Raw genomic sequence first — 17,914 nt, forward strand, 5'->3', positions numbered from 1 at the left:
GATGAAAGAAAAGAACCTTCTTGCGGAACTCGCCGCCTATCTGTTCTCCAACTCGGACAAGGAGTCGGGCCGCACACCGTCGGAGCGCGAGCTGGCGGAGCATTTCGCCGTCAGCCGCGGCCAGATCCGCGAGGCCCTTGCCATCCTCGAAGCGATGCGCATCGTCGAGCGCCGCGCCAAGTCCGGCATCTATATCGATACCAAACAGGCGAGCGTGGAAGCGTTAGCGCTTTTCGCCCGCGCGGGCCTGCCGCTCGATCCGGTGCAGATCTACGAGACCGTCGAGCTGCGCAAGATCCACGAGATCAAGGCGGCCGAGCTTGCCTGCTCACGCGCCACCGAGGAGAATTTCGAGCGGCTGCGCGAGATCCTGAAGGCTTCCGAGGAGCGCATCGCCGCCGGCGAAGGCCTCGCCAAGGAAGACCGCGAGTTCCACCTCGAAATCGTGCGAGCGACCAAGAACGGCGTCTTCCACAACATCTGCAGCGTCTATTACCTGATGGGCGAGCAGCGCCTGCCGATCTATTTCAACGATCTGGAGCGCAGCATGCGCTCGCATGCCGAACACATCCAGATCTACGAGGCGCTGTTGCGCCGCGACGGCAACCTCGCCCAGGCGCTGATGAGTGCGCACCTGCAAGGCGCCGAGAGCTACTGGAAGGGGATCATCGAAGGTCGCTGGACCGAGCCGAAGAGCGCGGCGCTCGAAAGGACCTGAGCTTCATGCGCAAGATCCTGTCGACGCACCCGCTACATCCGCGCGCGACAAGCATGCTGGCGGGAGCCGGCCGGCTGGTCGTCGCGTCCGCGCTCGATGCAAGAACGCTGGCTGCCGAGGCGAAAGACGCCGACATCGTCATCGTCCGAGCGCTGCTGCCGCCGGAGCTGTTCGCGGGCGCGTCCCTGTTGCGCGCCGCGATCCGCCATGGCGCGGGACTGGACATGATCCCGGTCGAGGCGGCCACCGCCGCCGGCGTGCTGGTGGCGAACGTGCCGGCCGTCAATGCCCGCTCGGTGGCCGAACATGTGGTGTTCACGGCGCTGGCGCTGCTCAGGCGCTTCCGCATCATGGATCGCGACCTGCGCGCCAAGGGCTGGCTCGCCGGGCGCGAGCACGCCAATTCAACCAGCGAGCTCGCCGGCAAGACGATCGGCATTGTCGGCCTCGGCGCCGTCGGCCAGGCCGTCGGCCACATCGCCGCGCACGGCTTCGACCTCAAGGTCGTGGCGACGACGCGCAGCCTGCGCCCGGCGCCCGAGCGCGTCGGTTTCCTGTCGATAGACGCGCTGGTCGAGCAGAGCGACATCATCGTGCTCTGCTGCCCGCTGACCGAGGAGACGCGCGGCCTGATCAGCCGCGAGCGCATCGCCCGCATGAAGCCCAATGCGCTGTTGATCAATGTCTCGCGCGGGCCGGTGGTCGATGACGAGGCGCTGATTGAAGCGCTGCGAAAAGGCCGTATCGGCGGTGCGGCGCTCGACGTCTTTGCGACCCAGCCGCTGCCGCCGAGCCATCCCTATTTCAGCTTCGACAACGTCATCATCACTCCGCATATGGCCGGCATCACCGAGGAATCGATGATGCGCATGGGCGTCGGCGCTGCGAACGAGGCCTTGCTGGTGCTTGCCGACAAGCTGCCGGTCAACCTGCGGAATCCGGAAGTGATCGAGCGTTACCGTCGGCGCTTTCCGGCCGACTGATTGCGCCGCTGCACCACCTCAACCGCTCAGCAAAGCCTCCACCGCGGCAGCAATTCCGAGCAGACGTCGGTCGTGCCCATGCCTCGCCACCAGCATCAGCCCGGCCGGCAGCTTGGTGCCCGGCATCGGCAGCGAGATTGCACAGAGATCGAACTGGTTGGCGACCTGCGTGTTGCGCAGGAGCAAGCCTTCCGTCCTGTCGCGTAGCGCTTCGTCGCCGGCCATCGCCACGATCGACGGCGCGACCATCGGCACGGTCGGCAGAGCAAGCGCGTCGACCGCTTGCAGCCGTTCCGTCATGGCCGCGACCAGTTCCGCCCGGCGACGGATTGTCCTGATATAGGCGGAAGCGGGAACCGTCCGCGCGCGCGACAAAGGCCCGCTGACATGTGGGTCGACGGGCACCGAGGCCCCGGTCGCCAGCCAGTCGGCATGCACCTCCGCACCCTCCATCGACGCGATCGAGGCGCGCATGGTCGCCGCGCGCATCCCGCCAATGAGGTCATCGATCGATAGATCGGCAACGCGCGCCCCTGCCCGCTCCATCTGGCTGGTGCACGCCTCAAAGGCCGCGGCGACGTCGGCTTGCGTGTCATCAAAGAGCCGGCCGCGCGGAACACCGATGCGCAGACCGGCGAGCGGGATCGGTTGAAGCGCCATCGGCTCCTCCCCCGCCATGATCGCGTCGGCAACCGCGCAATCACCGACGCTGCGGGCGAGCGGCCCGATCGAATCCAGTGTCGCCGACAACGGAAAGGCGCCGTCCAAAGGCACGCGCCGGGCCGTCGGCTTGAAGCCGACGACGCCGTTGAGCGAGGCCGGGATGCGAACCGAGCCGCCCGTGTCCGAGCCGATCGAGATCTGGCTGCTGCCTTCGCCCACCGCAACGCCGGCGCCCGATGAAGAACCGCCCGGGATCAGGCTGGCATCCGCCGCATTGCCCGGTGTGCCGTAGTGCAGGTTGTCGCCGATCGCGGTGAAGGCGAATTCGGTCATGTTGGTCTTGCCGAGGATCACTGCGCCCGCCTGGCGCAGCCGGCGCACGATCGCCGCGTCCTGCGCGGCGGGCTGAGCACCGGCGAGCATCGCCGAGCCTGCCCGGGTCGGCTCGCCGGCGACATCGAACAGATCCTTGATCGACACGACCACGCCATCGAGCGGCCCGAGGCAGACCCCGGCTCTTTGCCGCGCGTCGGCTGCATCCGCTGCGGCGAGCGCCGCCTGCGCATACTGCTTGACGTAGACCTTTTCGTCAGCCGCGCGATTGGCAAGACGTGACAGGATGATTTCGAGACGGTCGCGCACGGATTGCATGTCGATGTCGGACTCCGCAAGGATGCAACGTCTTTTAAGGCAGCCAATTTGGCTAGCGGATGGATAACCCGGCAAGGGTGCCTTTGCACCTGCCAGCGATAGGAAGAGACTGATGCTGTACAAAGGCAGTTGCCACTGCGGCAAGGTGGCTTTCGAGGTCGCAGGCGAGCTCGGCGGCGCGGTGCGCTGCAACTGCTCGATCTGCGCGCGCAAGGGGGCGCTGCTCTGGGCCGTGCCACACGCCAGCATGCGCCTGGTTGCCTGGGGCGACGACCTCGGCAAATACACCTTCGGCAAGGGCTCGATCGCGCATCGCTTCTGCCGGACCTGCGGCATCCATCCCTTCGCCGAGGATGTCAGTCAAGGCAGCGAGCGCAGCGCCTACATCAACATCAATTGCCTCGACGGCATCGATCTCGCCGCTATCGAGGTTTTCGAGTTCGACGGCCGCTCGGCTTAGCCCAGACTGCATCGCCCTGCCGACAAGCCGGCCGTACCGGCTGGCTTGTCGGCGTCCAAGGTTATTCAGCCTGTTTCGGCCCGACGGCGAAAGTCACCAGCGCTGCGAGCAGCGTTGCCATGGCACCGTAGCCGAATGCGCTGGCGACGCCGGCATGGTCGACCAGCAGGCCGCCGAAGACTGCGCCCAGCGCGATCGCCACCTGGAACGTCGCGACCATCAGGCCGCCGGCGCTCTCGGCCTGGTCGGGAGCGGCGCGCACCAGCCAAGTCTGCAGCCCGACCGGCACCGCGCCGAAGGCAAAGCCCCATGCCGCAACTGCGATTGCCGCAATCACCGGTGAAGCGCCGATGGTGAGCATGGCAAGCGCCGACAGCGCGATCAGCAGCGGCGCCAGTCCGACCGCAAGCTTCAGATTGCGCTCGGCCAGGAAAGCGCCGGCGAAATTGCCGAAGAAGCCGCCGATGCCATAGGCGAGCAGAACCAGCGAGATGGTCTCGATCGGCATGACCGGCACCGTCTCCAGGAATGGCCGCACATAGGTGAAGCCGGCAAACTGTCCCGAGGCGACGAGCAGCACGACCAGCAGGGCGATGCGGATCGTCCGCCGCTTCAGTACCTCGATCAGCGTGCGAAAGCTCGCCACGGCCGTCGGCGGCAGGCTGGGGATGGTGACAAGCTGTACGAGCAGCGTCAGCGCGCCGACGACCGCCGCGATCATGAAGGCCGTACGCCAGCCCCAGATGTCGCCGACATAGGCGCCGACCGGCGCCGCGGTGACGGTCGCCACCGATACGCCGGTCAGGATGATCGACATTGCGCGCGGCATCAGCCGCATCGGCACCAGTCGCATCGCCATGGCGGCCGACATCGACCAGAAGCCGCCGAGCGCGACGCCCAGCACCACGCGGGCCAGAAGCAGCATTGTGAGCGAGGAGGCGAAGGCGGCAAGCAGGTTGGAGACGATCAGAAGCAAGGTGAGCAGCCACATGACCAGCCTGCGGTCCAGCCGCTTGGTGACGATGGCCATCGTGGGTGCTGCGATCGCGCCGACGACGGCCGTCGCCGTCACGGCCTGGCCGGCGGCGCCTTCGCTGACGCCGAGATCCTGCGCCAGCCGCGTCAGCAGGCTAGCGGGCAGAAATTCGGCGGTCACCAAGCCAAACACGCCGAGCGCCAGCGAGACCACCGCGCCCCATACAGGCTCGCTTCGCTCCTCGGCTTCGGTTCTATCGAGAACAGCGGCATCGATGACGCCTGTGGCGGGTTCGGTCATGGGAAATCTCCGATCTGTTTTGCGGCGCCATTTGGAAGACCGCCAGTTCGGGATCCACCCGTTACAGGCCTGGCGCGCGACGCTGCAGTGCAACATAGGGAGTGACCGGCTGGAGTTTCCATGCTAGAAACGCCGGAATGAATTACAATTCGTCCAAAACCACATTCCCGGCGTCCGGCGATCCGCTGACCGACATGCTGCGCGGATTGCGGCTCGACGGCGTCGACTATGGCCGCTGCGTGCTGGGCGAACCGTGGGCCGTTTCCTTCCCCGCGCAGAAGGCGGCGCGGTTCCATTTCATCGGCCAACAGGGCTGCTGGCTGTTCTCACCGGCCAAGGAATGGATCGAGCTCTCTGTCGGCGACGCGCTCTTGATCCCGCGTGGCGATGAGCATGTGCTGGCGAGCGCGCCGGGCGTTCCGCCCGTGCCGATCGGCCGCTACACGATCGAGCCGGTCTGCGAGAACATCTATGACGTCTCCAACGGCTGCGACGGCTGCAAGACCTTGCTGTTTTGCGGCAGCATGCATTTCAATCTCGACGGCTCGCATCCGCTGCTCGACATGATGCCCGACCTGATGCAGGCGCATAAGCTGATGGCGAACGCGCCGGGCATCCAGCATCTGCTCGATGCGATGGCTGGCGAGGTGACGATGGACCGGGTCGGCTCGGGCGGCATTCTCGCCCGCCTGGCTGACGTGCTCGCCGCCACAATCATCCGCTCCTGGGTAGAGAACGGCTGCGGCGACGCGACCGGATGGATCGCCGCGGTGCGCAATCCTGACGTCGGCAAGGTGCTCGCCGCTATTCATCTGCAGCCCGACCGGGATTGGACGGTCGGGGCCCTGGCCCGATTGATGGGCGCGTCTCGCTCCGCCTTCGCGCAGCGCTTCGCCACCGTGGTCGGCGAGACGCCGGCCAAATATGTGCTGCGCGTGCGCATGCATCAGGCGCGGCAATGGCTCGCCCGCGACGGCATGCGGGTGTCTGTCGTGGCGGCGAAACTGGGCTACGATTCGGAAGCTTCCTTCAGCCGCGCCTTCAAGCGGGTGATGGGTGTCGCGCCGAGCCATCTGCGCAATGGCGGCGGCGAGCAATCCTGACAGCCGGCGTTCAGGACGCTACCACGCTGGAGGAATTGCCAAGTCTTTTGGACGACGCGTCATTCTTCACCGACAGGGATTGCCTAAGCTGAGCCGAGGAGGAACCGCTCATGGCTAATCAACTCGCAGCGCTTGCGCTCGCCGCGCTCACCATCTCTCCGGGGCAGGCATTCGGCCTTGAAGACAGCTATCTGACGGCCGACAAGATCCCTTATGTCGTCGAAGCGCCGGACCAGCCGCAGCGCCTCGGCCCGCTATGGGGCTCGCGGACCGAGGGCGCGGCCGGCACGCTGCTCAAAGTTCCCGGCAACTGGCGCGCGCCGGTCCACGCGCACACCGCCGACTATCGCGCCGTGGTCATCAAGGGGCTCTGGGCGCATTGGCAGATCCAAGGCGGCGAGGCGACCAAGGTCGAGCTGCCGCCGGGCTCCTACTGGACCCAGAAAGCCAACGAGATGCATGACGATGCCTGCCTGTCCGACACCGAATGCGTGATCCTGCTGATCAACGACACGCCCTACGAAACCTATCTGCCGAAGTAAGTGCAGGCCGATAGCAATCGGCCGGTCCGCCCGCTATCCGGCGTGCCGCAGGCTGACCCCGCTGCCCTTATCGAACAGCACCACCTTGTCCGCGTTCCAGGCAAAGCGGACCGGCTGCTCGATCTCGACCGCGGTTCTCGCCGGCACGGTGGCTCTCAGCATCGTGTCGCCGACCCTCAGCGTCACGATCTTCTCGACGCCGTGGTTCTCGACATCGTGGACCTTAGCCTCGACCGGCGCGCCGCCTTCCAGATAGACGTCCTCCGGACGGATGCCGAAGACGAGCGGGCGACCGTCGCTCGCGCCGCCCGTCTTTAGCCCCCTGGCCCCCCCGCCAACCGGCAATTCGAAACTCATCGGCGCCATCACCGCGCGGTCGTCGACCAGCGTGCCGTCGATGAGGTTCATCGGCGGCGAGCCGACGAAGCTTGCGACATAGGTATCGCGGGGATTGTTGTAGATCTCCTGCGGCGTGCCGGTCTGAACGATGCGGCCATGGTTCAGCACGCCGACCTTGTCGCCCATCGACATCGCTTCGATCTGGTCGTGGGTGACGAACAGGAAGGTGGCACCGAGCTGCATCTGCAGGTTCTTCAACTCCGTGCGCAGCGCCTCGCGTAGCTTGGCGTCGAGCGCCGACAGCGGCTCGTCCATCAGGAACACGCGTGGTTTGCGCACGATCGCGCGGCCGATCGAGACGCGCTGCATCTCGCCACCGGAGAGCCGGTCGGTCTTGCGGTCGAGCAGGTGCTCGATGCGCAGCGTGCGGGCGGCGCGCGCGACGCGGTCCTTGATCTCGGCATCCGGCAGCCGGCGGATCTTTGGCCTCAGCGGAAACTCGAGATTCTGCCGCACCGTGTAGCGCGGATAGAGCGAATATTGCTGCAGCACCAAGGCCACGTCGCGCTCGGCCGCGCTCCAGTCGGCGACGTCGACGCCGTCGATGAAGACCTGGCCCTCGGTCGGTTTCTCGAGGCCGGCGATCATCCGGAGCGTCGTCGTCTTGCCGGCGCCGGTTTCGCCCAAAAGCACGAAGAACTCGCCATCGGCGATATTGAGGTTGAGACCCGTCAGCGCGGTATGGCCGCCGAACTTCTTGGTGATGTTCTTCAGTTCGATATGGGCCATTACAGCCTTACTCCCAGCGACTTGCCGCTTGCCGTGTCGAAGAAATGCGCCTGCTCGGGGTCGATGCGGGCATGAACCTTCTCGCCCGGACCCGACACGTAGCCGGCCTTGGTGCGGGCGCGCAGCATCTTGGAGCCGACCTTGAGGTCGACAATGTCGAAGGAGCCGAGCGGCTCGATGATCTGCGCTTCGACCGGCACGTAGCCAGGAGCGGCATCATGCCGGACGAGAACGCCTTCCGGACGGATGCCGAGCGTCAAGCCACCATTGGAATGCCCGTTCAGCCTGGACAGGAGCTCGCGCGGGAACTCGAAACCCGCCGGCGCACCGCCGACGGTGACGGAGGCCGCGCCGGCCAGATCGGCGACGCTCGCCTCGGCGATGTTCATCACCGGGCTGCCGACGAATTGCGCCACGAACAGGTTTGCCGGATGCGAGTAGACCTCGTCCGGCGTGCCGACCTGCTGGATGAAGCCCTCATGCATGATGACGATGCGGTCGGCCAGACTCATCGCCTCGATCTGGTCGTGGGTGACATAGATCGTGGTCGATCCCTGCTTGATGTGCAGCCGCTTGATCTCGGCCCGCATTTCCTCGCGCAGCTTGGCGTCCAGGGCGCCGATCGGCTCATCCATCAGCATCGCCTTCGGCCGCCGCACCAGCGCGCGGCCGATCGCCACGCGTTGCATGTCGCCGCCCGAAAGCGCAGACGGTCGCTTGTCGAGCAGGTCGGTGATCCGCAACACCCTTGCGATCTCGCGCACCGAGGTGTCGACTTCACTGCTGCTCATCCGCGTGGCCCGCAACGGAAAGGCGATGTTCTCGAACACCGTCATATGCGGATAGAGCGAGAAGGACTGGAACACCATGGCGATGTCGCGGTCTGCAGCTTTCAGATGCTGCACCGCCTTGCCGTCGATCAGGATGTCGCCCTGATCGATCGTCTCGAGCCCGGCAATCGCGCGCAGCGTCGTCGTCTTGCCGCAGCCCGACTGTCCAAGCAGCACGATGAACTCGTTGTCGGCGATGGCGAGGTTCAGATTATGGATGACCTGGACCGCACCAAAGAATTTCTCGATGCCGCGAAGTTCGATCTGCGTCACTGCCCGGCCCCCTCATGCGTCACGGCGCCGGTTTCCTCTCTCTGCTCCGGTGCGATTTTCGACGTGATGTTGAAGCCGATCAGCCCGATCAGGATGATCGTCACCCCATAGGAATGCAGGCTGAGGCTCCATGGCTGGCAGAGCGCGACGATGCCGAGCACCATGAGGATCTGCGATGCCGGCAAAAGGTACTTCTCGTTGACGGCGCGAAAACTCATTTGCGGATCGCTCCGAAAGTCACGCCGCGAAGCAGGTGGTTGCGCAGCAGGAAGGTGAAGATCGCAACCGGCAGCAGGAACAGGAACGTGCCCGCCGCGATCGTGGTCCAGTCCGGCAGGCCGGAGCCGATCTGCGACGGGATGAAGGGCGGCGCCGTCTGGGCGCGCCGGTTGGTCATGATCAGCGCGAAAGCGTACTCGTTCCAGGCGGTGATGAAGCAGAACACGGCGGTGGCGGCGATGCCGGTTGCGGCCTCGGGCAGAACGATCTTGAAGAAGGCCTGCATGCGCGTATAGCCGTCGACAAGTGCTGCCTCCTCATACTCTTTCGGGATCTCATCCATGAAGCCCTTCATCAGCCAGACCGAGAAGGACAGGTTGAAGGCGACGTAGAGGATGATCAGGCCGATATGGGAGTCGTTGAGGCCAACTGCCCGGTACATCAGGAACATCGGGATGGCGACGACCACCGGCGGCAGCATGCGCGTCGACAGGATGAAGAACAGAAGGTCCGCCTCGCCGGCGATCTTGAAGCGCGAGAAGCCGTAGGCGGTGAAGGTTCCCATGCCGACGGCGAGAACGGTGCTGACCACCGCCACGATCAGGCTGTTCATGAACCGGTCGGGATATTGGGAAAGCTGCACGTCCTTGCCGACCTTCAGTACCCGCTCGCCGCCGTCGTAGATGCGCTTTTCCCACCAGGGCGCGGCTTCGTAGACTTGCGGGTCGACGGTCTTCTGCATCTGCACGCGCTTGGTGAAGAGCCGCACGAACGGCGTCACCTCGGGCTCGAACAGCACGGTTGGCGGCACGCTGACGGCAAGTTCCTTCGGCTTGAATGCCGTCGAGGCGATCCAGTAGATCGGCGCGAGGAAGACCAGCGTGGCGATCAGCACCGCGGCGATGGCGACACGGTTGAGCGCGACCTCGGAAGAAGTGCGGACGGCGGCCATCTCAGCGCTCCTTCACCTTGTTCAGATACTTCACGTAGAGGTTGGTGATGGCCAGCACCATGATCAGCACGATGTAGGCGAGCGCGCAGGATTTGCCGGTGTCCCACTGCTGGAAGGCCTGCTTGTAGAGCCGGATCGCGATCAGCTCGGCGGTCGGCTGAGTCGTCATCGTGTAGGCGATGTCGAAGGTCTTGAAGGCTTCCATGGTGCGGAAGATCAGCGCGATCAAAAGGATCGGCGAGACCAGCGGCAACGTGATGCGGGTGAAGGTGTACCACCAGCTGGCGCGGTCGATCGCGGCGGCTTCGTAGAGGTGCTGCGGCACCGCCGACAGGCCGGCGAGCGACAGCAGCATGACGAAGGGCGACCACATCCAGATGTCGGTGATCGCGACGGCGTAGAGCGCGCTGTCGGGATTGGAGAGCCAGGCGAAGTCACCGAGGCCGAAGACATAGTTGATCGGTCCCCAGGACGGGCTGTAGAGCAGCTGCCAGAACAGGCCGACGACCGCCGCCGACATCATCATCGGCAGCAACAGCAAGGTCGTGATCAGGCCCTTCATCGGAAAGCTGCGGTTGAGCAGAAGCGCGAGGCCGAAGCCTACGATCATCTGCCCGGCCACCGACACGATCACATATTTCGCGGTGATGACGAAGTTCGACCAGATGTGATCGTCGCTGAGCAGCTCGCGGTAATTCTGCAGGCCGACGAATTGCCAGGGCTCGCTGCGGTTCGCGGCGAAGTTGGTGAAGGAATAGCCGAGCGAATAGATCAGCGGAAAAATGTTGAAGACGATGAGGAAAACCAGCGTCGGGATGATGAACATGTTGCGGATGGTCAGATCCGACCAGCCTCGCGCGGCGGCCCTGGATGCTGGATCAAGATTGGTAAGGGCTACCGAAGCCAACGGTCGTTCTCCCTGAAAACAGGAATGCCGGAGGGGAAACCCTCCTCCGGCATTCTGACTGTAACGCCTACTTGTAGCGGTTGTATTTGGTGAACGTCGCCTTCCAGTCGGCGGCGGTCTTGTCGAGCGCTTCCTGGGCGGTGCCCTTGCCGCCGACCACGAACGGATAGATGTTCTGGTTCAGCTGATCGAGCACTTCGGCATATTCAGGCGTTGCCCAGAAGTCCTTGACCATGAACATCGTGTCGTAGAAGGCCTTGTTATACGGCGTAGCGTTCTGGAAGGCCTCCGACTTCAGCACGGCCTGGCTGCAGGTATAGCCGCCGAGCTCGGCCCACTTCTTCTGGGTCTCGTCCTTGATGAACCACTCAAGGAATTTCATCGCCTCGTCCTTGTTCTTCGAGTACGAGACGACGGAGATGCCCTGGCCGCCGAGAGCGGCGAAGCGCTTGCCGTCCGGACCGGCCGGGTTGGCGAAGAAGCCGGTCACGTCGGCATAGGGGTTGGTGGCTTTGTTCACCAGCGGCGGGAAGAAGGCGAAGAAGTTCATGCTCATCGCGGCGAGCCCGCCGGTGATGGCTTGGTTGTCCTCCACGAAGAACGTCTTGCCCCAGCCGGGAGGCGTGAACTTGTAGAGTTCCTTGTACATTTCGAGGCCGGCGACGGCCTCCTTGGAATTGGTGATGCCGTCGACCTTGTAGGTCGCGTAGTCGCCGAGATCGCCGCCATAGCTGAAGATCGCGCTTTCGACGCCCATCGCCATCGCGTCATACGAGTTGTCGGTGTAGATCGCGACGCCGTAGCGCTTCTGGTCCGGACGATGGAAGAACTCGGCGATGTCGCGCAGCTGCGCATAGGTCTTCGGAACATCGAGGTCGTAGCCGTACTTCGCCTTGAAGGCTTCCTTCTCCTTCGGGTCCTCGAACCAGTCCTTGCGGTAAGACCAGCCGATCGCATCGCCTTCCAGCGGGATCGCCCAGTACTTGCCGGAACCGCCCGGGTACTCGGCATAATATTTGATGGTCGCGGGCGCCATCACATCGCCAAGCTTATGCTTGTTGAAGAAGTCGGTCAGATCCACATAGTGGCCCTGCGTCGAGCCGGCGCCCAGCCATTGCGAGTCGCCGACCACCATGTCGTAGGCGTCGCCATGCGCGTTGAACTCGGTGAAGGCCTTGGTCTGGAAATCAGGCCACGGCGTGGTCTGCACCGTGACTTTCACGCCCGTCTCGGCCGTGTAGTCGTTGACGAGTTCCTGCAGATAGTTCGCCGGATCCCATTCCGCCCAGAAGATGGTGAGTTCCTTGTCTTGCGCGCGGACGGATGTCCCGCAGGCAAGCGCCAGCCCGATACCAGCGATCACGCTGGTCACTATCTTGCGCATAGTTTTCCTCCCTTGTGCGCCTTCTACCTTGTCATGCGGGCCGGCATAGCGGTCGGCCCTGGCAGTTCCTCCCGTGACGGCATTTTCCGGTTTCGGGCCTCCTCGCCCGACCGGAAAAATCGATCGCAACCTTCACCTTCGCTCCGCTTTACGCGTCCTGATCTGGTATTACCAATTCAAGAGGGACGTCAAGTTCTTTCTTGTGCAGCCCAAAACGGCTCCACAAGCCGCTCAAAGCGATATCCCTCTGTTTTCTATAATTTTTCGTACTCCTTGATATGCGGAGACCTTGTCTCCAGCGGTGTATTGCACTCATTGTTGTTGACATCCTCTCCAATCTGGTCGAACCAGATTCAGGACATGTCTATTTCAGCTGATGCCGAACCTCCAGTCGCCTTCGCTCCTGATTCCGCCACCGCCGCGCGCACCAGCGCGCCCGCCGCCCACTCGGCGACCGCCATCATGTCACGGCTGTCCAGCCCCCACATATCCTTCAGCACGATCAGCACCTCGACACCGAACATCATCGACAGCGCCTGGGCAAGACGCTTGAACTGGCGCGGCTTGAGCTGACCCTTGAGCGGAGCGATCGCGTCCTTCAGGAGGTCGATCCGATGGCCGCGCTTGAAAGCCGGTTCGGCGCCTAGCGTTCCAGCCTGCCGTCTCGCCCACTGATCGAGCGAAAGCTTGAGCGCCGCCTTGAACGTCGCCTCGAAAGCCTCGATGCGCGGCATGGCGGAGGCGAAGAGTTCGGCAACCCGCTGTTCCGGATCTTTCGAATTCGATTTCCAGGTCAGGATCGGTCCGAGCCCCTCGTCGACGACCGCCTGCACCAGCGCGGCCTGGCTCGGAAAGTAGCGATAGGCGGTCGCGCGCGACACTTCCGCAGCCTCTGCAACCTCGCTGACCGAAGGCGTCACGCCGGACTGCATCAGCCGCGTCGCCGTTTCCAGCATCAGCCGCCTGGTACGGGCGCGGGCACCCTTCCCGGCTCTCAGCTGCTCGGCGTCATCGGAAGCGGCTTGTTGACGTGAGACATCCATATCAATACGATACGCGCGTCTCAAAAAATTGCAATGGCCGGACCAAGCGCCAGGCCCGAAGCGGCAGGCCGCACCGCCGAGCAGGCCGGCTAACCGAGGAGACGACGGGGAAAGGCGAATGAAGCGTATCTATGTGGTCGGCACCGCCGACACCAAGGGTGAGGAGCTTGCCTTCCTGGCCGACGCCGTCGCCGTCGGCGGCGGCTCGGTCGTCCGCGTCGATATCGGCACACGCGGCGCGACCGTCCCGGTGGATGTCGCGGCAAGCGAGGTCGCCGCGCATCATCCCGATGGAGCCGGCGCCGTGCTCGGCACTGACGACCGCGGACTCGCCGTTGCCGGCATGGGTGTCGCCTTTATCCGCTTCATCCAATCGCGCCACGACGTCGCCGGCGTGATCGGCATTGGCGGCGGCGGCGGCACATCGATTGTCACCGCCGGCATGCGCGCCCTACCGCTCGGTCTACCGAAGATCATGGTCTCGACGCTGGCCTCCGGCGATACCGCGCCTTACGTCGATGTCTCCGACATCGTCATGATGCCGTCGGTAACCGACATGGCCGGCCTCAATCGTCTGTCGCGCGTCGTCCTGCACAACGCCGCCCAGGCGATCGCCGGCATGGCGGCGAGGCCGGCCCCGTCAACTGCCGGCAAGCCGGCGCTCGGCTTGACCATGTTTGGCGTCACCACGCCCTGTGTCACGGCAATGGTCGAGCGCTTGCGCGCCGACTATGACTGCATGGTCTTCCATGCGACCGGCACAGGTGGCCGCTCGATGGAGAAGCTTGCCGATAGCGGCCTGCTCGCCGGCGTCCTTGATATCACCACAACCGAGGTCTGCGATTTGCTGTTCGACGGCGTGCTGCCGGCGACGGAGGATCGCTTCGGCGCCATTGCTCGCACGAAACTGCCCTATGTCGGCTCGGTCGGCGCGCTCGACATGGTGAACTTCTGGGCGCCGCCGACTATCCCCGACAAATATCGCGGGCGGCTGTTCTATGAGCATAATCCGAATGTCACGCTGATGCGCACTACCGCCGAGGAGAGCCGCCGGATCGGCGAATGGATCGGCGGCCGCCTCGCCCGTTGCGACGGCCCGGTGCGCTTCCTGATCCCGGAAAAAGGCGTGTCGGCGCTCGATGTCGAAGGCGGCGCCTTCTTCGATCCGCAAGCCGATGCGGCGCTGTTCGAAGCCATCGAGCACACCATCAAGCCGACCGGGAACCGTATCGTGACGCGCCTGCCGCTGCACATCAACGATCCTGCATTCGCCAAGGCCGCGGCCGAGGCTTTCCTCGACATCGCCAAGAAGTGAGATCCGACAAACATGGCCGCCATCCCGCGCAAAACCATACTGGAAAGGTTCCGCAAGATGATCGCCGATGGCGTTCCAATCGTCGGCGGCGGTGCCGGTACCGGCCTGTCGGCCAAGGCCGAGGAAGCCGGCGGCATCGATCTCATCATCATCTACAATTCCGGCCGTTACCGCATGGCCGGGCGCGGCTCGGCCGCCGGCCTGCTCGCCTATGGCAATGCCAACGAGATCGTCAAGGAAATGGCCTATGAGGTGCTGCCGGTGGTAAAGAAGACGCCGGTGCTGGCCGGCGTCAACGGAACCGACCCCTTCGTCATCATGCCGCTGTTTCTCGCCGAACTGAAGACGATGGGCTTTTCCGGCGTGCAGAATTTTCCGACCGTCGGCCTCTTCGACGGCACCATGCGGCAGAGTTTCGAGGAGACCGGCATGGGTTTTGGCCTCGAGGTCGACATGATCGCCGAGGCGCACAAGCTCGACCTGCTCACCACGCCTTACGTCTTCAACCCCGACGAGGCGCGCGCCATGACCAAGGCGGGCGCCGACGTGGTCGTAGCCCATATGGGCGTGACCACAGGCGGCTCGATCGGCGCGACCTCGGCGAAGTCGCTGGATGCCTGCGTCGAGGAGATCGACGCCATTGCCGACGCCGCGCGCTCGGTGCGCAAGGACGTCATCCTGCTTTGCCATGGCGGGCCGATCTCCATGCCCCATGACGCGCGCTACATACTCGAGCGCTGCGAAGGACTGCACGGCTTCTACGGCGCAAGCTCGATGGAACGGCTGCCGGCCGAGGCGGCGATCGCCAGGCAGACGGCGGATTTCAAGGCAGCGGCAATCGGCAAAGCGAAAATGCCATCAACTAGCAAGGGATGAGGCAATGGCCGACAAGAGCAAGGTGTTCGTTTATCCGAAGGAGGTCAGCGCCTTCGGCTTCGACTGGGGCAAGCTGGCCCTCACGGTCGCGCCGGAAGTGAACGGCGCGGAGCGCTTCTCCGGCGGCGTCGTCGACCTGCCGCCCGGCAAGGGGCACACCCGCCACAACCACCCGGGCGCGGAGGAGATCATCTTCGTGATTTCCGGCCATGGCGAACAGATGGTAGAGGACGAGAAGGGCAATCCGGTGGTCGCCAAGGTCGGTCCCGGCTGCACCGTCTATGTGCCGGAAAGCCGCTTCCACTCGACGCTCAACACGGGCGATCAGCCGATGCAGCTTTTCGTCGTCTATTCGCCGGCCGGCCCCGAGCTAGCGCTGCGTGACCTGCCGGATTTCAAGCTGCTGCCGCGAGAGGCAAGCAATTGATGGCAAATCGCTTGCGGGCGTTATTCGCCCACCGGTTTGCTTCGCAATCACCTCTCCAGGTATGTACGGGGGCTACAGCAAACAGGTGTGCGGAGACATCGCGAACAGTCTCGCGCGAGTTGACGCGAATAGCACCTCCAGGCTAAGCCCAGAATGCATCCCAGGCGTAGAGGTCGTAGAAGTGTTCCCGGCCATCGACTACCTTGCCGGCCCTGATGTCGAAGACGATGCAACAGAGCACATCAAGCTGTTTGCCGTTGCGTTCCCCGGTATTGCGATGGACGCCGACCACACGTCCGTCCTCACTTTCCATGACATGCAGAAGATTCGCCCTGAAGGTGCCAAGGGTTTGCCCGCCATAACGGCCGAACTGGGCAAAAGTCGCCTCACGGCCTTTGTAGTCCCCGGCGATCGGATTCCTTCCCGGGCTATGCCACGTGCATTTCTCGTCGATGATTTGCGCAAGCGTGTCCATGTCTCCGGAGTTGAAGGCGGCGTAACCCCGCCGAATGAGCTCGGAGTTCTGATTTCTTGATGTTACGTCTGCCATAACTTCCTCCTGCTACCGGCCCGACGTAATCGGTCTGGTAGGAGGCGCCGGGCCACAACTCAAGTCAGCAAGATACACCCAGGACGGCGGGCGCGCGCGACGAAGCTTGTTTCCCATCAATCCGCAGAAGCCGCCCCGAGGTTTGAACTCGGTCATTCGGAGTGATTGGTTTCCCGAGCGCGCTCTAGGAGACCCCGCCCCTGTTCCACCCACGCCCGCGATCGCCGAACATCGCATAGCCTGTGTCGGTCACCGCCACGGTATCCTCGAGCTTGATGAAGCCGCGCGTCGGGTGGAGCATGGTGGTCTCGACCGAAAGCACCATGTTCTTTTCCAGCGGCTTGGCCGCATAGGTGCCTTCATAGGTGACCGGATGGTTGGTCATCAAAAACGGCGCTTCATGCGTGATCAGCCCCATGCCGTGGGCGAAGAAATCCGTATAGGCCGCGACCTTGGAAGCCTTCAGCACGCTCTCGGCATGCGCGATCATGTCGCCGCCGAGCGTGCCGGCTTTGACCTTGGAGAACGCGGCCTGCTGCACCGACTCGACTTCGGACAGCAGATCCTCGAGCTCGGCATCCGGTTCGCCAAGAATACCCATGCGGCAGAGGTCGCCGATATAGCCGTGATAGTTGCCGCCGGAATCGATCGACAGCACCTCGCCCTGCTTCCACGTCTGGCTCGAGGCGGCACGGTTGTGGCTGGCACCCAGTGTCAGCAGACAATATTCGAAATGCGCGCCGCGATTGGTCTCCTCGCGCCGTAACTGCTCGATGATGTCGGTCTTGGTCGTGCCCTCGCGCGCCCAGGCGATCGTCGCCAGCATCGAATCGGTGATCAGTTCGGAGGCGATGCGCAGCTTCTCCAGTTCGGCCTCGGTCTTGACGGCGCGCATGCGCTCCAGCATGCCGGTGGCATCGATCAGCTTTGCATCCGGCAAGGCCTTGCGGATCAGCGAGTAAGCGTCCGAGGGCAGGAAAGCAGGCTCGATGCCGATGCGGGCAGCACCCTTGCCGATCTTCTGCAGATGCTCGACGGCAAGGTTGGCGGCGTCGAGCGTGCCCCAGCAGGCCGCATGCAATGTCGGTGTCCAGAACGGATGGTTGTCGTGCTCGCCGCCTTCCATCTTGTTGCCGATATAGGCCGCATGCTCCGGCCCGCCTTTTTCATAGAGGACGATCGGCAGGTAGCGGCTATGGCCGATGGCGTCCATCGCCGCGAAAAAGATGAACTTGTAGCCGCCGAGCAGATATTGCGTGTTGTGCTTGGAGGTGGCGAAAAGCACATCGATGCCGGCCTCCTCCATCAGCCGGTCCACCCGAGCCTGGTCGAACGGGATGCCGCTGGCCTCGGTTTTGCCCGGAGCGATGTTCATCTTTCCCTCCCTGATTTCCTCGGCCGCTCAAGCAGTCAAACATGATGAAACTGCCGTTTGCGGCCAAATCTGCACCATCTTGACCGTTTTGGTCCAGCCAGAATTGACAGCATCCGGCTGATCCCGCCCTCTCCTACTTGGCTTGAGGCCGCGTACGGCTTAGTCTGGTCCTACCAGATAGCCGCGACCGCAGCCCGAATATAACTGGTCCAGCGGACGAAAATTTCAGAGCCAAGCCA

19 protein-coding genes are annotated in these 17,914 nt (G+C 63.9%); 8 read left to right on the forward strand and 11 right to left on the reverse strand.

Annotated elements, in window-relative coordinates; genetic code table 11:
• The first annotated feature begins 1 nt into the window (after window position 1).
• On the forward strand, window positions 2-718 hold the full coding sequence (locus EOD29_RS14625; RefSeq protein ID WP_127247069.1) for a FadR/GntR family transcriptional regulator: 717 nt from the start codon (window positions 2-4) through the stop codon (window positions 716-718).
• Between the two features lie 5 nt (window positions 719-723).
• Window positions 724-1,701: a hydroxyacid dehydrogenase gene (locus EOD29_RS14630; protein ID WP_127247070.1), complete on the forward strand. Its 978-nt coding sequence runs from the start codon at window positions 724-726 to the stop codon at window positions 1,699-1,701.
• 18 nt (window positions 1,702-1,719) lie between these two features.
• Here the strand turns inward: EOD29_RS14630 and EOD29_RS14635 are convergent, their stop codons facing one another.
• Window positions 1,720-3,015 (reverse strand): amidase, encoded by a 1,296-nt coding sequence (locus tag EOD29_RS14635; protein ID WP_127247071.1) that lies wholly within the window; start codon window positions 3,013-3,015, stop codon window positions 1,720-1,722.
• Between the two features lie 112 nt (window positions 3,016-3,127).
• Here EOD29_RS14635 and EOD29_RS14640 point away from each other — a divergent pair, with 112 nt between their 5' ends.
• Entirely contained in the window at window positions 3,128-3,475 is a 348-nt protein-coding gene (locus tag EOD29_RS14640) for a GFA family protein (protein WP_095823532.1), read from the forward strand.
• A 61-nt stretch (window positions 3,476-3,536) separates the two neighbouring features.
• On the opposite strand, the gene EOD29_RS14645 is transcribed toward EOD29_RS14640, so the two are convergent.
• Entirely contained in the window at window positions 3,537-4,751 is a 1,215-nt protein-coding gene (locus tag EOD29_RS14645; protein ID WP_127247072.1) for an MFS transporter, read from the reverse strand.
• A gap of 137 nt (window positions 4,752-4,888) precedes the next feature.
• Here EOD29_RS14645 and EOD29_RS14650 point away from each other — a divergent pair, with 137 nt between their 5' ends.
• Window positions 4,889-5,854 carry an AraC family transcriptional regulator gene (locus EOD29_RS14650; protein WP_067318977.1) on the forward strand — a complete coding sequence of 322 codons (966 nt, stop codon included), beginning with the start codon at window positions 4,889-4,891 and terminating at the stop codon, window positions 5,852-5,854.
• Window positions 5,855-5,964: 110 nt separating this feature from the next.
• A complete protein-coding gene (locus EOD29_RS14655; protein ID WP_067318979.1) occupies window positions 5,965-6,396 on the forward strand; it encodes a DUF4437 domain-containing protein in 432 nt (143 codons plus the stop codon).
• 33 nt (window positions 6,397-6,429) lie between these two features.
• Here EOD29_RS14655 and EOD29_RS14660 read toward each other — a convergent pair whose 3' ends face one another.
• The 7 genes from EOD29_RS14660 to EOD29_RS14690 all read right to left on the reverse strand — a co-directional run bounded on the left by EOD29_RS14660 (window position 6,430) and on the right by EOD29_RS14690 (window position 13,132).
• Window positions 6,430-7,524 carry an ABC transporter ATP-binding protein gene (locus EOD29_RS14660; protein ID WP_067318981.1) on the reverse strand — a complete coding sequence of 365 codons (1,095 nt, stop codon included), beginning with the start codon at window positions 7,522-7,524 and terminating at the stop codon, window positions 6,430-6,432.
• On the reverse strand, window positions 7,524-8,627 hold the full coding sequence (locus EOD29_RS14665) for an ABC transporter ATP-binding protein (RefSeq protein WP_067318983.1): 1,104 nt from the start codon (window positions 8,625-8,627) through the stop codon (window positions 7,524-7,526). Before EOD29_RS14665 ends, EOD29_RS14660 begins: the two co-directional genes overlap by 1 nt.
• On the reverse strand, window positions 8,624-8,845 hold the full coding sequence (locus EOD29_RS14670) for a hypothetical protein (RefSeq protein WP_066989971.1): 222 nt from the start codon (window positions 8,843-8,845) through the stop codon (window positions 8,624-8,626). Before EOD29_RS14670 ends, EOD29_RS14665 begins: the two co-directional genes overlap by 4 nt.
• A complete protein-coding gene (locus EOD29_RS14675; RefSeq protein ID WP_066989974.1) occupies window positions 8,842-9,798 on the reverse strand; it encodes a carbohydrate ABC transporter permease in 957 nt (318 codons plus the stop codon). Before EOD29_RS14675 ends, EOD29_RS14670 begins: the two co-directional genes overlap by 4 nt.
• A gap of 1 nt (window position 9,799) precedes the next feature.
• Entirely contained in the window at window positions 9,800-10,705 is a 906-nt protein-coding gene (locus tag EOD29_RS14680) for a sugar ABC transporter permease (protein WP_095780122.1), read from the reverse strand.
• Between the two features lie 67 nt (window positions 10,706-10,772).
• Complete coding sequence (locus EOD29_RS14685) at window positions 10,773-12,089, reverse strand: extracellular solute-binding protein (protein WP_066989980.1); 1,317 nt, start codon at window positions 12,087-12,089, stop codon at window positions 10,773-10,775.
• A 353-nt stretch (window positions 12,090-12,442) separates the two neighbouring features.
• Window positions 12,443-13,132, reverse strand: coding sequence for a TetR/AcrR family transcriptional regulator (locus EOD29_RS14690; protein ID WP_067318987.1), 690 nt, complete (start codon window positions 13,130-13,132; stop codon window positions 12,443-12,445).
• Window positions 13,133-13,250: 118 nt separating this feature from the next.
• Here EOD29_RS14690 and EOD29_RS14695 point away from each other — a divergent pair, with 118 nt between their 5' ends.
• Genes EOD29_RS14695 through EOD29_RS14705 form a run of 3 tightly spaced genes read left to right on the forward strand, consistent with a single transcriptional unit; the run spans window position 13,251 to window position 15,750 of the window.
• On the forward strand, window positions 13,251-14,447 hold the full coding sequence (locus EOD29_RS14695) for a Tm-1-like ATP-binding domain-containing protein (RefSeq protein WP_127247073.1): 1,197 nt from the start codon (window positions 13,251-13,253) through the stop codon (window positions 14,445-14,447).
• A gap of 12 nt (window positions 14,448-14,459) precedes the next feature.
• The gene (locus EOD29_RS14700) at window positions 14,460-15,323 is read left to right on the forward strand and encodes a phosphoenolpyruvate hydrolase family protein (RefSeq protein ID WP_127216776.1); all 864 of its coding nucleotides are present in this window, start codon (window positions 14,460-14,462) and stop codon (window positions 15,321-15,323) included.
• 4 nt (window positions 15,324-15,327) lie between these two features.
• Window positions 15,328-15,750, forward strand: a complete 423-nt coding sequence (locus tag EOD29_RS14705) for a cupin domain-containing protein (protein WP_067318993.1) — start codon at window positions 15,328-15,330, stop codon at window positions 15,748-15,750.
• A 142-nt stretch (window positions 15,751-15,892) separates the two neighbouring features.
• Here the strand turns inward: EOD29_RS14705 and EOD29_RS14710 are convergent, their stop codons facing one another.
• Both EOD29_RS14710 and EOD29_RS14715 read right to left on the reverse strand, forming a co-directional pair.
• On the reverse strand, window positions 15,893-16,300 hold the full coding sequence (locus tag EOD29_RS14710; protein WP_067318995.1) for a nuclear transport factor 2 family protein: 408 nt from the start codon (window positions 16,298-16,300) through the stop codon (window positions 15,893-15,895).
• Between the two features lie 184 nt (window positions 16,301-16,484).
• On the reverse strand, window positions 16,485-17,675 hold the full coding sequence (locus tag EOD29_RS14715) for a Xaa-Pro peptidase family protein (RefSeq protein ID WP_127247074.1): 1,191 nt from the start codon (window positions 17,673-17,675) through the stop codon (window positions 16,485-16,487).
• Window positions 17,676-17,914 lie beyond the last annotated feature (239 nt).

The sequence above is a fragment of the Mesorhizobium sp. M1A.T.Ca.IN.004.03.1.1 genome (assembly GCF_003997555.1).
In the GTDB taxonomy this organism is placed as follows: domain Bacteria; phylum Pseudomonadota; class Alphaproteobacteria; order Rhizobiales; family Rhizobiaceae; genus Mesorhizobium.

Excerpts from the sequence above, each read along its gene's own strand:
- EOD29_RS14625 (WP_127247069.1), top strand. The coding sequence starts at position 2 with ATGAAAGAAAAGAACCTTCTTGCGGAACTCGCCGCCTATCTGTTCTCC.
- EOD29_RS14630 (WP_127247070.1), top strand. The coding sequence starts at position 724 with ATGCGCAAGATCCTGTCGACGCACCCGCTACATCCGCGCGCGACAAGC.
- EOD29_RS14635 (WP_127247071.1), bottom strand. The coding sequence starts at position 3,015 with ATGCAATCCGTGCGCGACCGTCTCGAAATCATCCTGTCACGTCTTGCC.
- EOD29_RS14640 (WP_095823532.1), top strand. The coding sequence starts at position 3,128 with ATGCTGTACAAAGGCAGTTGCCACTGCGGCAAGGTGGCTTTCGAGGTC.
- EOD29_RS14645 (WP_127247072.1), bottom strand. The coding sequence starts at position 4,751 with ATGACCGAACCCGCCACAGGCGTCATCGATGCCGCTGTTCTCGATAGA.
- EOD29_RS14650 (WP_067318977.1), top strand. The coding sequence starts at position 4,889 with ATGAATTACAATTCGTCCAAAACCACATTCCCGGCGTCCGGCGATCCG.
- EOD29_RS14655 (WP_067318979.1), top strand. The coding sequence starts at position 5,965 with ATGGCTAATCAACTCGCAGCGCTTGCGCTCGCCGCGCTCACCATCTCT.
- EOD29_RS14660 (WP_067318981.1), bottom strand. The coding sequence starts at position 7,524 with ATGGCCCATATCGAACTGAAGAACATCACCAAGAAGTTCGGCGGCCAT.
- EOD29_RS14670 (WP_066989971.1), bottom strand. The coding sequence starts at position 8,845 with ATGAGTTTTCGCGCCGTCAACGAGAAGTACCTTTTGCCGGCATCGCAG.
- EOD29_RS14675 (WP_066989974.1), bottom strand. The coding sequence starts at position 9,798 with ATGGCCGCCGTCCGCACTTCTTCCGAGGTCGCGCTCAACCGTGTCGCC.
- EOD29_RS14685 (WP_066989980.1), bottom strand. The coding sequence starts at position 12,089 with ATGCGCAAGATAGTGACCAGCGTGATCGCTGGTATCGGGCTGGCGCTT.
- EOD29_RS14690 (WP_067318987.1), bottom strand. The coding sequence starts at position 13,132 with ATGGATGTCTCACGTCAACAAGCCGCTTCCGATGACGCCGAGCAGCTG.
- EOD29_RS14695 (WP_127247073.1), top strand. The coding sequence starts at position 13,251 with ATGAAGCGTATCTATGTGGTCGGCACCGCCGACACCAAGGGTGAGGAG.
- EOD29_RS14700 (WP_127216776.1), top strand. The coding sequence starts at position 14,460 with ATGGCCGCCATCCCGCGCAAAACCATACTGGAAAGGTTCCGCAAGATG.
- EOD29_RS14705 (WP_067318993.1), top strand. The coding sequence starts at position 15,328 with ATGGCCGACAAGAGCAAGGTGTTCGTTTATCCGAAGGAGGTCAGCGCC.
- EOD29_RS14710 (WP_067318995.1), bottom strand. The coding sequence starts at position 16,300 with ATGGCAGACGTAACATCAAGAAATCAGAACTCCGAGCTCATTCGGCGG.
- EOD29_RS14715 (WP_127247074.1), bottom strand. The coding sequence starts at position 17,675 with ATGAACATCGCTCCGGGCAAAACCGAGGCCAGCGGCATCCCGTTCGAC.